Raw genomic sequence first — 15,049 nt, forward strand, 5'->3', positions numbered from 1 at the left:
GCCTCTTTCTACGCGCATAGAAGGGGGAAAGGAGGAGCGGCCCTTCCCATCGTGCCGGAAGGGCCGCTCCGAGGTACTACTTCGACAGGTGCTCCGGGCCGAACGCCTGCGGGAGCATCTCGGCCAGGGTGACGAACCCCGCCGGGGTCTCCAGGACGAGACCGGGGCCGCCGAACTCGTACAGGAGCTGCCTGCACCGGCCGCACGGCACCAGGGACTGGCCCCGGCCGTCCACGCAGACGAAGTGGGTCAGCCGTCCGCCGCCGGAGGCCTGGAGCGCGGACACCAGCCCGCACTCGGCGCACAGGGCGAGGCCGAACGAGGCGTTCTCCACGTTGCAGCCGGAGACCGTCCGCCCGTCGTCGACCCGGGCCGCCGCGCCCACCGGGAACCCCGAGTACGGGGCGTAGGCGCGGGCCATGGCCGCGCGGGCCGTGACCCGCAGGGCCTCCCAGTCGGCCTCGGCCAGGGTGTCCGTCACTTGCCCTGGCCCTTCCGGTAGGGCAGGCCGTCCGCCTTGGGCATCCGCAGGCGCTGGGCCGACAGGGCCAGCACGAGCAGGGTGGTGATGTACGGGGCGGCGTCGACGAACTGGCTCGGGACCTGGTCGGTGAACGCGTACCAGAGGAAGAAGGCGGCGGAGAAGGCGGCGGAGATCGCGCCGGCCACGTACTTCTTCCGGTACAGCTGCCACACCGCGGCGAGGACGAGCAGGACCGCGACCAGCAGCAGCAGGGCGTGGACGTTCTCGGCGCCGCCGCGCAGCTTGAGGCTGTCGGTGAAGCCGAAGAGTCCGGCGCCGAGCGCCATGCCGCCGGGCATCCAGTTGCCGAAGATCATCGCGGCGAGGCCGATGTAGCCACGGCCGCCGGTCTGGCCCTCCTGGTAGATGCCGGTGGCGACGATCGCCAGGAACGCTCCGCCGAGACCGGCGAGGGCGCCGGAGGCGGTGACGGCGATGTACTTGTACTTGTAGACGTTCACGCCGAGGGACTCGGCCGCGACCGGGTTCTCACCGCAGGAGCGCAGCCGCAGGCCGAAGGCCGTGCGCCACAGGACCCACCAGGTGCCCGGGATCAGCAGCAGCGCGACGACGGTCAGCAGCGACAGGTTGGTGACCAGGCCGCCGAGGATCCCGGCGATGTCGGAGATCAGGAACCAGTGCTTGCCCTGGAGGTTCCCCAGCCAGTCCGACAGCCCTGGGACCGTGATCTGGGTGATCTCGTCGATGCGCGGGGACTGCTTGGAGGAGCCGCCCTCGGCCTCGCCGAACGTGAAGTTCGACAGGTACTGGGTGAAGCCGACCGCGAGGATGTTGATCGCCACACCGGAGACGATGTGGTTCACGTTGAACGTGACGGTGATGATCGCGTGCAGCAGACCGCCGAGCGCGCCGCCGAGGAGACCGAAGAGGACGCCCACCCAGGGGCCCCACTGGTATCCGGCCCAGGCACCGAACCAGGTGCCCAGAATCATCATGCCTTCGAGACCGATGTTGACGACGCCCGCGCGCTCGGCCCACAGACCGCCGAGACCGGCGAGACCGATCGGGACGGCGAGCTGGAGCGCTCCGGAGACCTGGCCGACGGAGGTCAGGTCGTCGGCGCCGGAGATGACCCGGACGAGGGAGAAGAGGACCAGGCCGGCCGCGGCGATCAGCATGATCCACGGCAGGGTGAGCTTGCGGCGCCCGGCGCCCTTGGGCGCGGTGCTCGGCTTCGTGGCTGTGCCGGTGCTCATGCCGAGACCTCCTTGTCGGTCTTGATGGCGCCGCCTGCGGCGAGCTCCTCGCCGACCTTCTGCTGCTGGAGACGGAGGCCGTAACGGCGGACGAGTTCGTAGGAGACGACCACGGCGATCACGATGATGCCCTGCATGATCTGCGTGATCTCCTTCGGGTAGCCCTCGACGTCCAGCGACGAGGACGCCTTGTCGAGGAACGCGAAGAGCAGAGCGGCGAAGAAGATGCCGACCGGGTGGTTGCGGCCGAGGAGCGCGATCGTGATGGCGGTGAAGCCGACGCCGACCGGGAACGACAGGCTGTACGTGTGGGTGTCGCCGAGCAGGGTCGGCATCCCGGAGAGACCGGCGAGACCGCCCGAGAGCAGCATCGAGGTGAGGATCATCTTCTTGGCGTCGACACCGCTGGCCTGCGCGGCGGACTCGCTGGCGCCGGTGGCGCGCAGGTCGAAGCCGAAGCGGGTGCGGTTGAGGACGAACCAGTAGACGACGCCGAGGGCGAGGGCGACGAAGGTGAAGCCGTAGATCTCGCCGTTGCCCTGGCCCATGTCGATGCCGGGGAACCAGCCGGACTCGGCGATCTTGCCGGTCGTGAGGTCGTTGGAGCCGGGGGGCTGGACGCCGAGGTTCTTCGGCAGGATCAGCCAGGCGATCAGGGAGGTCGCGATGGCGTTCAGCATGATCGTCGAGACGACCTCGGAGACACCCCGGGTGGTCTTGAGGAGACCGGCGATACCGGCCCAGAAGGCGCCGGTGAGCGCCGCGACGAGCACGATGAGCAGGATGTGCAGCGGGCCGGGCAGCGAGACCGAGGCGCCGACGACGGCCGAGACCATCGCGGCGAGGCGGTACTGGCCGTCGACGCCGATGTTGAAGAGGTTCATCCGGAAGCCGATGGCGACGGCCAGGGCTGCCAGGTAGTAGATCCCGGTCTGGTTGACGATCAGGACCTGGATGTCCGAGTACCCGGCGTTGTCGATCATCAGCTGGATCGGCTCGATCGGGTCGAGGCCCGTCGCGAGCAGCACCAGCATGGTGAGGACGAACGAGGAGACCAGCGCGAGCACCGGGCCGGCGGCCCCGATGATCAGCTTGTCCTTGTCGATTTTCATCATCGGGCGTCACCGTCTTCGGGCTGCTCGGACTGCTCTTCGGCGCCTTCGAGGTGGCCGGAGGCCGCACCGGTCATGGCGGAGCCCAGCTCCTCGGGCGTGATGGTGGCGGGGTCCGCGTCCGCGACGAGCCTGCCGCGGTACATGACCCGGAGGGTGTCGGAGAGACCGATCAGCTCGTCGAGGTCCGCGGAGATCAGCAGCACCGCGAGGCCGTCGCGGCGGGCGTCCCGGATCGCGTCCCAGATCTGCGCCTGCGCGCCGACGTCCACACCGCGGGTGGGGTGGGCGGCGATCAGGAACTTGGGGCCGTGGCTCATCTCGCGGCCGACGATCAGCTTCTGCTGGTTGCCGCCGGACAGCGAGGCGGCGGTGACGTCGATGCCGGGGGTGCGCACGTCGTACTCGCGCACGATCCGCTCGGTGTCCTGGCGGGCGGCCTTGGGGTCGAGGATGCCGCGCCGGGAGTTGGGCGCCTCGGTGACGTGACCGAGGATGCGGTTCTCCCAGAGCGGGGAGTCCAGGAGCAGGCCGTGGCGGTGCCGGTCCTCGGGGATGTAGCCGATGCCGCCCTCGCGGCGCTTGCGCACGGACACCTTGGAGATGTCGACGCCGTCGAGGCTGATGACACCCGCGTCGGGGGTCGCCATGCCCATGAGGGCTTCGATCAGCTCGGTCTGGCCGTTGCCCTCGACACCCGCGATGCCCAGGATCTCGCCCTTGTGGATGGTGAGGGAGATGTCGTCGAGGAGCTTGCGGCCGACGGCGACCTCCTCGTGCACGTCCAGGGCCCGCGCCGGGTCGGCGGGGGCGGCGCTGGTCAGCGGGGCACCGGAGCCGCCGCTCTCGACCAGCGTCAGGTTCTCGACCTGGAGCATCGGCACGTCGGTGACGGTCGACTCGCGGGTCTCGGGGGAGGGCAGTTCGCTGCCGACCATCAGCTCGGCGAGCTGCTTGGTGGTGGCGGTCTTCGGGTCGGCGGTGCCGACGGTGGTGCCGCGCCGGATGACGGTGATGTCGTCGGCGACCTTCAGGACCTCGCCCAGCTTGTGCGAGATGAAGATGACCGTGAGGCCCTCCGCCTTGAGCTCGCGCAGGTTGTCGAAGAGCGCGTCGACCTCCTGCGGGACGAGGACGGCGGTGGGCTCGTCGAGGATGAGGATCTTCGCGCCCCGGAAGAGGACCTTGAGGATCTCCACGCGCTGCCGGTCGGCGACGCCGAGGTCCTCGACGAGGGCGTCGGGGCGGACCCCGAGGCCGTACGCGTCGGAGATCTCCCTGATCCGCTTCCGCGCCTTGGCTCCGATGCCGTACAGCTTCTCGCCGCCGAGGACCACGTTCTCCAGGACGGTGAGGTTGTCGGCGAGCATGAAGTGCTGGTGCACCATGCCGATGCCGCGCGCGATGGCGTCACCGGGGCTGGAGAAGGTGACCTGCTCGCCGTCGACGGCGATGGTGCCCTCGTCCGGCTTCTGCATGCCGTAGAGGATCTTCATGAGGGTCGACTTGCCGGCGCCGTTCTCGCCGATGAGGGCGTGCACGGTGCCCTTGCGGACCGTGATGGCGATGTCCCTGTTGGCGATGACGCCGGGGAATCGCTTGGTGATGCCGTGCAGTTCGACGGCAGGGGGGCTGGACGCGTTGATGACGCACTCTCCTTGGCCGGAAGGAGTGGGAGCGGGGAGGGCAGGGCGGGGCGGGGCGAAGTTATCGTGCCAGGGAGACATCTACACGCGTAGCGCTGCCGAAAAGTGAAAATCCGTACGGGAATGGGACCGGGGCCCGGATCCAGTGGCGTGCCACTGGGGCCGGGCCCTCGGGCTCAAGGTCGTGACCTGCGTCCTTACGGAGCGGTCTTGACCGTGATCTTGCCGTCGACGATGTCCTTCTTCGCCTTGTCCACGGCGGCGATGACGTCGGTCATCTTCGTGTACGCCGGGTTGGAGTCGGCCAGGCCGACGCCGTCCGTGGCGAGGCCGTAGCGGACCTCACCGGACTCGGGCTTGCCGTCCTTGACCGACTTGACCAGGTTGAAGACCGAGTCGGAGACGTCCTTGGTGACCGAGGTCAGGATGCGGTCCTTGTACTTGGCCAGACCCGCCTGGTTGTACTGGTCGGAGTCGACGCCGATGGCCCACTTGCCCGCGTTGGCGGCGGCCTCGATGGAGCCGGAACCGGCCAGACCGGCGGCGGCGTAGATCACGTCGGCGCCCTTGTCGAGCTGGCCCTGCGCGGCGGCCTTGCCGAGGTCGGGCTTGGCGAAGCCGTCGAAGTTCGGCGGCTGGGTCAGGTACTGGGTGAGCACCTTCGCCTTGGGGTTGGTGTCCTTGACGCCCTGGGCGAAGCCCGCCTCGAACTTCTTGATCAGCGGAACCTCGACACCGCCGATGAAGCCGACCGTGCCGGTCTTGGACGCCTTGGCGGCGGCGACGCCGGCCAGGTAGGAGCCCTGCTCCTCGTTGAAGACGAGGTTGGCGATGTTCGCGCCGGTGACCGAGGTGTCGTCGATGATGCCGAAGGTGGTCTTCGGGAACTGCTTGGCGACCTTCTCGATGGCCGGGGCGTAGGCGAAGCCGACGCCGATGACCGGGTTGTTCCCGGCGCGGGCCAGCGAGGTGAGGCGCTGCACCTTGTCGGCGTCGCCCTCGCCGGCCGACGGCTCGGCCTCGGCGCCCTTGACGCCGAGCTCGTCCTCGGCCTTCTTCAGGCCCGCGTAGGCGGCGTCGTTGAAGGACTGGTCGCCACGGCCGCCGATGTCGTACGCGATGGCGGCCTTGCCGGCCTTCGAGGAGGAGCTCGGGGACGAACCGGCGTCCGACGAAGACTTGCCACAGGCGGTGGCGGTGAGGGCGAGCGCGGCAGAGGCGATGCCCACGGTCGTGATCCTGGTGATCCGGCGCAAGAGGATGGTCCCTTCGAGACTGACCGAAAGCGCCTCTTCCGGCGCTGGTTTCGCGGCGATCGTAACGCGCGTAGATGTCAGTTAAAGACCCGTTCATGAGTCGTTATCGGATCGTCGCAAGCCTGCCGGGGAAAGGCCACCGGGGGCGTTCGGCCCGGCACAGCCGGTTATATCGCCCGGCGGGGCGGCCGGTCCGGGCCACCGTCGAGAACACGCCATGTGTTGGCCCGGACGGCCGAGAGGGGCGGGGCGGGGGCGTTCGGGCCGGTGGGAGGGGGTGAAGAGGGGTGTACGGGTCGGGGCCGGGGGTGTACGGCTCCCGATGGCGGCGGGGCTCCGGCCTCGCGCCTGTGCCCCGTGCCGCTCGCCCCTTGCCCCGTACCGCTCGCCCCGTGCCTCGTGCCTCGTGCCCCGTGCCCCGTGCCCCGTGCCCCGTGCCCCGGCGGGAGTCTCCGGAGGCACGGGGGCAGGGGGCGGCAGTGGGGGCGGTGGGCTCAGGGCTCAGGGGTGGCGTCGAGCAGGGCCGCCGCCGTGAAGAGCTCCACGGCCGTCCCGATGCAGCGCTCGTCCACGTCGAAGTCCCCCGCGTGCAGGTCGCGGACCCGGGTGTCGCCGGGGGTGCGGACGCCGAGGCGGGCCATGGCGCCGGGGACGTGCTCCAGGTACCAGGAGAAGTCCTCGCCGCCGAGGCTCTGCTCGGTGTCCTCGATCGCGTACGGACCGCACCGGGCGGTCATCGCGTCGCGGAGCAGTTCGGTGACGGCCGGGTCGTTGACGACCGGGGGGACGCCCCGGACGTAGGTGACGGTGGACTTCGCCCGGTGCAGGGCCGCGACCTCGTCGATGGCCGCGTGGATCTGGTCGGGCGCCTCCCGCCAGGTGGGCAGGTCGAGGCAGCGGACGGTGCCGGACAGCTCGGCGTGCTGCGGGATGACGTTGCAGGCGTGGCCCGCCTCGATCCGGCCCCAGGTGACCGAGAGGCCGGAGCGGGCGTCCACCCGGCGGGCCAGGACGGCGGGGACGTCGGTGGCGACCCGGGCGGCGGCGGTGACGAGGTCGGTGGTGAGGTGCGGGCGGGCGGTGTGGCCGCCGGGACCGGCCAGGGTCACTTCGAGCCGGTCGCAGGCCGAGGTGATGGGACCGGGCCGCAGCCCGATCCTGCCCGCGTCGACCCGGGGGTCGCAGTGGACGGCGATGATCCGGCCGACCCCGTCCAGGACGTCCGCCTCGACCGCGTCGGCGGCGCCGCCCGGGAGGATCTCCTCGGCGGGCTGGAAGAGGAGCCGTACGGCCGCCGGGAGGAGGCCCTGCCGGTCGAGCCCGGCCAGGACGAGACCGGCGCCGAGGACGGTGGTGGTGTGCACGTCGTGTCCGCAGGCGTGCGCGCGGTCGGCCACGGTCGAGCGGTAGGCGACCGTCTTGACGTCCGGGATGGGCAGGGCGTCGAGGTCGGCGCGGATCGCGAGCATGGGCCGGTCGCGGTCCGGGGTGCCGATGTCACAGATGAGCCCGGTGCCGCCCGGCAGCACCTTCGGCGCGAGACCGGCCGCCTCGAGGCGCGCCTTGAGCGCGGCGGTCGTACGGAACTCCTGGTTCCCCAGCTCGGGGTGCATGTGCAAGTCCCTGCGGAACGCGATCAGTTCGACGCGCAGGTCCTCGGACAGCGTTCCGGGCAGGGTGACGGAGCCTGGCTCACGGGACTTCAACTGGTTCACCCTTTGAAGGGTATGCCTCCGGCAGGGCCAACTGCCCGTTGATCACGAAAAGTTCAGCCCCTTAGGGGAAAGATTCTCGGTTTGGCAGGTATGAAGGTCACTCCTTGTGGGTACGCTCAGCCGAATTCGAGCCGGTCGGCCGGGCCCGTCGCCCGTGAGGTGAGCCGGTCGACCTCCTGGGCCGCCGTCCCCGCCACCCCGGACAGGAAGCCCCGCGCGCGCGGCGAGGCGGTCTCCCGCAGCCACTCGGGCGCTATCTCGCAGACGGCGACCTTCACCCCGGTCCCCGCGAGGGCCAGCGGCAGGGTGTGCACGACCGTGGACGGGAAGCTGACGACCGTACGGCCGATGGGCCCCCGGCGGGCGATCAGCTCCAGCGGCAGATCGGGCCTGACCACCTGGAGGCCCGTCCCGACCGCGATCCGGTGCAGCTTCTCCGCGCTCTCCCTGCGGTGCGCGAAGTAGCGGGTGGCGCCGTGCGCGCGGGCGAGTTCGCCGACCACCCGGTCGTAGTGGCCGGCGTCCACCACCCCCGTCTCCACCAGGGAGGTGCCCACCAGGTCCGCGCCGCCGGTCAGCAGCGGCGGCCCGAACCGGGAGCGGGTCCAGGCGAAGGAGTTCCCGGTGACCGTGACGCCCTCCGGAGCCTCCACGGGCAGCGAGGTGAAGATCTCGACCGTACGGCTCCCGGCGGGGGCGAGGCGCCGCCGGGCCAGCGAGGTCACCGGGGCCAGGAGCAGTTCGCGCGGGCCGAGGCTGCCCTTGCGGTGCCAGCGCACCAGGCGTTCGCCCCGGCCGAGCTGGGCGGCGAACTCCATGGTGGCGGTGCCGTCGTCGACGACCGTCAGATGCCGGGGGGCGAAGAGCGTCAGGAGCAGCTGGACGTACCGGGAGAACGGGTCGCCGATGATCACCCGCTCCGCCGCGCGCAGCGGACCGGCCAGTTCCCGCAGGGTGCGGGCCAGCGCGCCCCTGCCTCCCCTGGCCTCCTGCCAGTGGACGGTGAGGCCCTCGTCGCGGGCCAGCTGGGCCATCCGGCGCAGCTGGCCCCGCGACATGGGGTCGGTCGGCGAGAGCACGACGACCGTGGGTCCGGGCGCGGCGGCGGGCGCCGTCCCGGGGGTGGTGGCGTCCGTCGGGCGGAGGGCCCGTACGGCGGACGCGGGGCCGGACTCCCCGGGGGGAGGACCGGCCTGCGCGGCGGTGGGCGCGCCCGTGGCCGTGGCCCGGGTGTGCGCCCATTCCAGGACGTTGAGGAGCTGGACCGGGCTCTCGACGAACGCCAGCTGCCCGGTCATGCGGCGACGAGGCCCTGGACCCGGCGGAGCTTCTTCATCGGGCCGAGCTCCGACTCGTAGACCTTCTTGACGCCGTCGCCGAGGGCGGCCTCGATGGCGCGGATGTCGCGGACGAGGCGCTGGAGGCCCCCCGGCTCGACGGAGGCGGCCTGGTCGGAGCCCCACATGGCGCGGTCGAGGGTGATGTGGCGCTCGACGAAGGCGGCGCCGAGGGCGACGGCCGCGAGGGTGGTCTGGAGGCCGGTCTCGTGGCCGGAGTAGCCGATCGGGACGTTGGGGTACTCCTCCTGGAGCGTCTGGATGACGCGCAGGTTCAGCTCCTCGGCCTTGGCCGGGTAGGTGGAGGTGGCGTGGCAGAGCAGGATGTTGGCGCTGCCGAGGACCTCGACCGCGTGGCGGATCTGGGCCGGGGTGGACATGCCGGTGGAGAGGATGACGGTGCGGCCGGTGGCGCGCAGTTCGCGCAGCAGCTCGTCGTCGGTGAGGGAGGCGGAGGCGACCTTGTGGGCGGGGACGTCGAACTTCTCCAGGAAGGCGACGGCCTCGGTGTCCCACGGGGAGGCGAACCAGTCGATGCCGCGCTCGCGGCAGTGCTCGTCGATGGCGCGGTACTGGGCCTCGTCGAACTCGACGCGGTGGCGGTAGTCGATGTACGTCATCCGGCCCCAGGGGGTGTCCCGCTCGATGTCCCACTGGTCGCGCGGGGTGCAGATCTCCGGGGTGCGCTTCTGGAACTTGACGGCGTCGCAGCCCGCCTCGGCGGCGACGTCGATGAGGGCGAGGGCGTTGTCCAGGTCGCCGTTGTGGTTGATGCCGATCTCGCCGGTGACGTAGACGGGACGGCCCGGACCGGCGGTCTTGTCGCCGAGGGTGCGCAGACGGGTGCTCATGGTGCTCTTCCTTAGGATTCGGGGGTGTCGAGCTCGGGTCCGAGGAGCCAGGCGGCGATCTCGCGGATCGCTCCGGAGCCGCCCGGGGTGACGGTGACCGCGCGGGCTGCGGCCCGTACGGAGTCATGGGCGCTGCTCACCGCGACGGGCCAGCCGACGAGGCGGAAGCAGGGCAGGTCGTTGACGTCGTTACCGGCGTAGAGGACGCGCTGGGGGTCGATGCCCTCGGCGTCGCACCACTCCTTGAGGGCCCGGTCCTTGCGGTCGATGCCGTGCAGGACGGGGATCTTGAGCTTGCGGGCGCGGGCGGCGACGACGGCGTTCTGCTCGGTGGAGAGGATGAGGACGGGCAGTCCGGCGCGGCGCAGGGCGGCGATGCCGAGGCCGTCGCCCCGGTGCGCGGATACGAACTCGCGTCCCTCGGCGTCCAGATGGACCCGGTCGTCGGTCTGGGTGCCGTCGAAGTCGAGCACGACGGCGTCGACGTCGGCGAAGCCGGGGGTGGCCGGGACGTCGAGCAGCGGCGCGAGGGCGCGGGCGCGGGCCAGGTCGTGCGGGTCGTCGATCTCCAGGACCCGGGCGGGGTCGGTGACGACGAGGGCGGTGCGGCCGAAGAAGCGGTGCCGGTGGGTGCGGAAGCCGGGCGCGGCCATGGCGTAGACGGCGCCGGTCTCCAGGTACTCGGCCTCCCGGTCCTGGCGGCGGGGGCGGTGCGCCTTGTCGTGGTTGACGCCGGTGGCGCCGTCCTCGACGGTGTCGCGCCACAGGAAGCCGTGGGCCGGGGCGGCGGTGAAGGCGGTGTCGGCGGCGCCGGAGGTGACGCGGCCGGCGGTCTCGGCGACTTCGGCGGGGGTGAGGAAGGGGCTGGTGCACTGGACGAGGAGGACCACGTCGGCCGGGCGCCCGTGGGTGGCCTCGAAGGCGTCCATGGCGTGCAGGACGGCGGCTTCGCTGGTGGCGGTGTCGCCCGCGATCCCGGCGGGGCGGCGGACGGCCTCGGCTCCGGCGTCGCGGGCGGCGGCGGCGATGCCCGGGTCGTCGGTGGAGACGACGACATGGGTGACGGGCCGGGCGCCGAGGCAGGCGCGGACGGCGCGGGCCACCAGGGGCACTCCGGCGACGGGGGCGAGGTTCTTGGCGGGGACGCCCTTGGAGCCGCCGCGCGCGGGGATGACGGCGAGGACGGTGGGGGGCGCGGCGGGCCGGTGGGCCCCGGGGGTGGTGGCGGGGGTCGGCCGGTGCTCGTCGGTGGCGGTGACGGGCCGGTGCTCGTCGGCTGCCGGGGCGGGCCGGTGGGGTGCGGTGGCGGCCGGGCGCGGCTGGTCGGTCGGCGCGGCGGGCCGGTGGGACGCGGTCCGGTCCCGGGGCGGCTGCTCGGCCGGTGCGGCGGGCCGGTGGGACGTGCCCGGGCGCGGCTGGTCGGCCGGTGCTGTGGTGGCGCTCATCAGAGTTCTCCCAGGCGGCGGATGACGGGGGCGACGCGCTGCACGCCCTGCCGGTAGGCGCCCCGCGCCGCCTCCCGGACGACCCGGCGCAGCCCGCTCTCGCGGGGCTCGGGCGCGGTGACGTCCAGGCGGTGGCGGGCGAGGACGCCGGGCAGGTAGCCGGGGGCGGTCTCCGCCGTGTAGTAGGGGGTGACCGGGGGCGGCGCGGGCAGCGCCAGGAGCGCGGCGACCCGCTCGCGGGCCGCGTCGAAGGCGGCTTCGTACGGGGTGTCGGCGGCCACGCCCTGCCGGGCCAGCCAGCTCTCGTCGGGGGCCGGGACCAGGCCCCGGTCGAGCAGGTCGAAGGAGGTCAGCAGGCCGGAGCCGACGAAGTGGTGGTTGCCGAGCGCCTCGCGCACCCCGAGGTCGGTGAGGACCGCGGTGGGGACGCGCCGGTGGAGCGCTTCGAGGGCGGCCGTGGAGGAGACGGTGACCAGGAGGTCGGTGCGGTCGAGGACTTCACCCATGTGCCCGTACACCAGGCGGAAGTTGGCGGGCGCGTCGAGTTCGCGGACCAGCTTCTGGAACGGGAACTCCTCCAGGTGCGTGGTGTGTTCGCCCGGCTTGGAGCGGAGCTTGAGGAGGACCTCGCGGCCCGGGTGGAGGCGGGCGTGCCCGACGAGGCGGCGCAGGACGTAGGCGCGTTCGGCGCGGGTGGCGGGCACGGACGGCTGGGCGGCGAAGACCAGGGTGTCGCGGCCCTCCTCGGGGGTGTGGGGGGCGCCGCCGAGGAAGGGCAGCGCGGCCTCCACGACCGGTTCGGCACTGGCGCCCACGCCCTCGTAGACGGCGCGGAAACGCTCCGCGTCGTGACGGGAGTTGGCGAGGACCACATCGGCGCCGTGCCGGAGCAGCAGCCCGTCGGTGAGCTTCTCGTAGACGACGCCGACATAGCCGGTGACGATCACGGGGCGCCGGGTGAGGCCGAGGTCGGCGAGGCCCTGGAGGAGGGCCCGTACGGCGCCGCCGACGAGGGCGAGGACCACCACGTCGTACCCCTCGCCGCGCGCCTCCGCGTCCCGCACCTCGCGGAGGAACTCCGCGCCCGTCACCTCGCGCGGGGCGGTGTCGGACACCCCGGTCTCGGTGAGCTGGCGGGCGGTGGGGGTGGCGCGTCCGCGCAGGACGAACCCGGTGGGTTCGACGGTCGCCGGGGTGATCCGGCGCGCCGTGAGGGCGCCCCATTTCCACCGGGTGTCGGAATCCGCGAGTACGGCGGTCCGTACCGTTTCTCTGGTACTTGCTGGCACGTCGAGGACGCTAGAAGGGCATTCCGCTCTTCGGCCCAACTGGGCTGCAACAAAGGGTGAACAGCGCCTCTCCGCCCGTTGAAGCGGGTCGCCTTCCGGGCTTCACGGAACTGGTTCCCGCTTAACGGGAAAGGCGGTTAAGCGGTCCGTCTCCTGGTGTTCACCGCGTGGTTTCCCGGCGGTCGGTGGGAATGCCGGGGCGGCGCCTAGCGTCGGCCGGGTGGTCAAGCTCTCCGTCGTCGTGCCGTTCTTCAACGTGCAGACATACGCCCCCGACACCCTCACGAGCCTGCGGGCCAACGCCCGGGAGGACTTCGAGTTCCTGCTGGTCGACGACTGCTCCTCGGACGGGACCCCCCGGCTCCTCGAACGGGCCGCGCGCGAGGTCCCGGGTGCCGTCCTGATCAGACACGAGCGCAACGAGGGCCTGGCCACCGCCAGGAACACCGGTCTCGACGCCGCCCGGGGCCGGTACGTCACCTTCCTGGACGGCGACGACTGGCTGGCGCCCGGCTACTACGGGCGGCTGGTCGCCGCCGCCGAGGAGCTGGGCTGCGACTTCCTGCGGACCGACCACGTCACGGTCACGGGCCGCAGCCGTACGGTCCGCCGGGCGCCGGTCCCCCGCCGGGCCGAGGTGCTTGACCCCCGGGACGCGATCCTGCCCGCGCACCGGACGACCTCCGTGGACTATCCGTACGCCTGGGCCGGGATCTACCACCGGCGGCTCCTCGACCGGGGGCTGCTGCACTTCCCGCACGGGCTGCGGACGGCGGAGGACCGGCCGTGGATCTGGCGGCTGCACCGCGAGGCGGAATCGTTCGCGGCGATCGGCGAACTCGGTGTGTTCTACCGGCGCGGAGTGGCGACCTCGCTCACCCAGATCGGGGACGTACGGCAATTGGATTTCATCCGCGCGTTCGACCAGGTGATCGCGGAGACGGCGAAGGACAAGGACGCGGAGCTGCTTCTCCCGAAAGCCGTCCGCACGTATTGCGCGGTGATCTCCCATCACATCGCTTCCGCCGGGCGGTTCGAGCCCGGGGTGGCCCGGACACTGAGGTCGATGAGCGCGGGCGCGCTGCGGCGGATGCCGCAGGACGTGCTCGACGAGGCACTGGCCGCGATGGGCGGCGACCGGGCCACGATGCTCCGCAGACTGCGCCGACGGCGCCCGGCCCCGCCGCCCGCACCGGGCGGCGCGGCAGGCGCCGGTACGGGTACGGGTACGGGCGTCGGTACGGGCACAGACCCGGGTGCCGGTACGGAAACGGGCACGGGCGGCGCCGGTACGGGCACGGGCGCCCCGGAGGTGGCCGCATGAGGGCCCGCGGGACCACCCAGATCTTCTGCGCCTCCACCCTGTACGGGGCCGTGACGCTCGCCGCCGCCCTCGACAGCGACCGCTTCGGTCCGGCCCACCGGCGCATCCTGCTCGTCACCAACAACGCGGCCGTCCCCGAGACCACCCCGCCGCTCGACCGGGCCGAGGGCTTCGACCGGCTGCGCGGCCGGTTCGACTCCGTCCTCTCCTGGAACGAGACGATCTCCCCGCTCCATCCGGCCGGCTGGACCCCCAGGCCCGGGGACCTGCCGATGCTCCAGCGGTACCTCCGCGCGCTCTGGCGGCTCGGCGACGACCGGGTCGAGCTGGTCCTCGAATCGATCCAGGTGACGCCCGCGCTGGCGCTCGCGCAACTGCTGCCGGACGCGCCCCTCACCGTCTACGCGGACGGTCTGATGAGCTACGGGCCGACCCGCAACAAGATCGACCCGCTGATCGGCGGGCGCGTCGGGCGACTGCTCCACCTGGACCTCGTCCCCGGGCTCGACCCGCTGCTGCTCGCCGAGTTCGGGGCGGTGCCGGAGCCCGTACCCACGGAGGCGTTCCTCCGGTGCGTCGCCGAGCTGTCGGGGCCCCCCGCCCCGGCGGGCCGGGCCGACGGGCCCGCGCTGCTCCTCGGCCAGTACCTCGCGGCCCTGGACCTGCTGAGCGCCGCCGAGGAGGAGGAGCTGCACCTGCGGATGGTGCGGGGCGCGGTGGCCCGGGGCCACCGGAAGCTCGTCTTCAAACCGCACCCGACGGCCCCCGACGCCTGGTCGGAGGCGCTGGTGCGGGCGGCGGCGGAGCTGGGCGCCGAGCTGACGGTCGAACACCGGCCGGTCCTGGCCGAGGTCCTCTACCGCGAGCTGCGGCCCGCGCTGGTCGTCGGCTGCTTCTCGACCGCGCTGCTGACCGCCATGACCTTCTACGGGCTGCCGGTCGCCCGGGTCGGGACGCGGACGCTCCTGGAGCGGCTGGCCCCGTTCCAGAACAGCAACCGGGTGCCCCTGACGGTCGTGGACGCGGTCGTCCCGCCACTGGAGACGGACGGCGGCGCCGCTCTCGGCACGGAGCAGCTGAACGACCTGGTCGCGGCGGTCGGCTTCGCGATGCAGCCGAGGATCAGACCGGAGCTGCGCGCGTCCGCCGTACGGCATCTGTCGGGCCCGCTCGCCGAGCGCACCCGGCACCACTTCACCCGCCGCCGCCTCACCGTCCTCGGCCTCCCCGGCGGCCTCCCGATCCCCCGCCACCCCCAGGTCCGCCGCCTGGCCCGCCAGGCACTACGACTGCGAAAGGCCCTGCGGGGCTGAGGGGCCGGGACCCCGGCCCGG

The 15,049-nt window shown here is 72.5% G+C and carries 12 protein-coding genes; 2 read left to right on the forward strand and 10 right to left on the reverse strand.

Translation table 11 applies throughout. The annotated features are described in order from the left end of the window. Nucleotides 1-76 precede the first annotated feature (76 nt). From ACIRQY_RS05080 to ACIRQY_RS05125, 10 genes are all read right to left on the reverse strand, one after another. Complete coding sequence (locus tag ACIRQY_RS05080; RefSeq protein ID WP_403922520.1) at nucleotides 77-481, reverse strand: cytidine deaminase; 405 nt, start codon at nucleotides 479-481, stop codon at nucleotides 77-79. Continuing rightward, nucleotides 478-1,740 (reverse strand): ABC transporter permease, encoded by a 1,263-nt coding sequence (locus tag ACIRQY_RS05085; RefSeq protein WP_351787944.1) that lies wholly within the window; start codon nucleotides 1,738-1,740, stop codon nucleotides 478-480. The genes ACIRQY_RS05080 and ACIRQY_RS05085 overlap by 4 nt, the downstream gene beginning before the upstream one ends. Beyond that, the gene (locus ACIRQY_RS05090) at nucleotides 1,737-2,855 is read right to left on the reverse strand and encodes an ABC transporter permease (protein WP_351787941.1); all 1,119 of its coding nucleotides are present in this window, start codon (nucleotides 2,853-2,855) and stop codon (nucleotides 1,737-1,739) included. The genes ACIRQY_RS05085 and ACIRQY_RS05090 overlap by 4 nt, the downstream gene beginning before the upstream one ends. Further along, entirely contained in the window at nucleotides 2,852-4,579 is a 1,728-nt protein-coding gene (locus ACIRQY_RS05095; protein ID WP_403922521.1) for an ABC transporter ATP-binding protein, read from the reverse strand. Before ACIRQY_RS05095 ends, ACIRQY_RS05090 begins: the two co-directional genes overlap by 4 nt. A 116-nt stretch (nucleotides 4,580-4,695) precedes the next feature. Beyond that, complete coding sequence (locus ACIRQY_RS05100; protein WP_403922522.1) at nucleotides 4,696-5,754, reverse strand: BMP family protein; 1,059 nt, start codon at nucleotides 5,752-5,754, stop codon at nucleotides 4,696-4,698. A 494-nt stretch (nucleotides 5,755-6,248) separates the two neighbouring features. Then, complete coding sequence (locus tag ACIRQY_RS05105; RefSeq protein ID WP_403922523.1) at nucleotides 6,249-7,469, reverse strand: amidohydrolase; 1,221 nt, start codon at nucleotides 7,467-7,469, stop codon at nucleotides 6,249-6,251. A gap of 116 nt (nucleotides 7,470-7,585) precedes the next feature. Further along, on the reverse strand, nucleotides 7,586-8,767 hold the full coding sequence (locus ACIRQY_RS05110) for a hypothetical protein (RefSeq protein WP_403922524.1): 1,182 nt from the start codon (nucleotides 8,765-8,767) through the stop codon (nucleotides 7,586-7,588). Beyond that, nucleotides 8,764-9,657, reverse strand: a complete 894-nt coding sequence (locus ACIRQY_RS05115) for an N-acetylneuraminate synthase family protein (protein ID WP_351787930.1) — start codon at nucleotides 9,655-9,657, stop codon at nucleotides 8,764-8,766. The genes ACIRQY_RS05110 and ACIRQY_RS05115 overlap by 4 nt, the downstream gene beginning before the upstream one ends. Nucleotides 9,658-9,668: 11 nt before the next feature. Beyond that, complete coding sequence (locus ACIRQY_RS05120; RefSeq protein ID WP_403922525.1) at nucleotides 9,669-11,102, reverse strand: cytidylyltransferase domain-containing protein; 1,434 nt, start codon at nucleotides 11,100-11,102, stop codon at nucleotides 9,669-9,671. Beyond that, nucleotides 11,102-12,391: a DUF6716 putative glycosyltransferase gene (locus tag ACIRQY_RS05125; protein ID WP_403922526.1), complete on the reverse strand. Its 1,290-nt coding sequence runs from the start codon at nucleotides 12,389-12,391 to the stop codon at nucleotides 11,102-11,104. Before ACIRQY_RS05125 ends, ACIRQY_RS05120 begins: the two co-directional genes overlap by 1 nt. 220 nt (nucleotides 12,392-12,611) lie before the next feature. Between ACIRQY_RS05125 and ACIRQY_RS05130 the strand changes: the two genes are divergently transcribed. Both ACIRQY_RS05130 and ACIRQY_RS05135 read left to right on the forward strand, forming a co-directional pair. Next, entirely contained in the window at nucleotides 12,612-13,715 is a 1,104-nt protein-coding gene (locus ACIRQY_RS05130; RefSeq protein ID WP_403922527.1) for a glycosyltransferase family 2 protein, read from the forward strand. Then, the gene (locus ACIRQY_RS05135; RefSeq protein WP_403922528.1) at nucleotides 13,712-15,028 is read left to right on the forward strand and encodes a polysialyltransferase family glycosyltransferase; all 1,317 of its coding nucleotides are present in this window, start codon (nucleotides 13,712-13,714) and stop codon (nucleotides 15,026-15,028) included. Before ACIRQY_RS05130 ends, ACIRQY_RS05135 begins: the two co-directional genes overlap by 4 nt. Nucleotides 15,029-15,049 lie beyond the last annotated feature (21 nt).

Source organism: Streptomyces sp. NPDC101490 (genome assembly GCF_044767145.1).
Classification (GTDB): Bacteria; Actinomycetota; Actinomycetes; order Streptomycetales; family Streptomycetaceae; genus Streptomyces.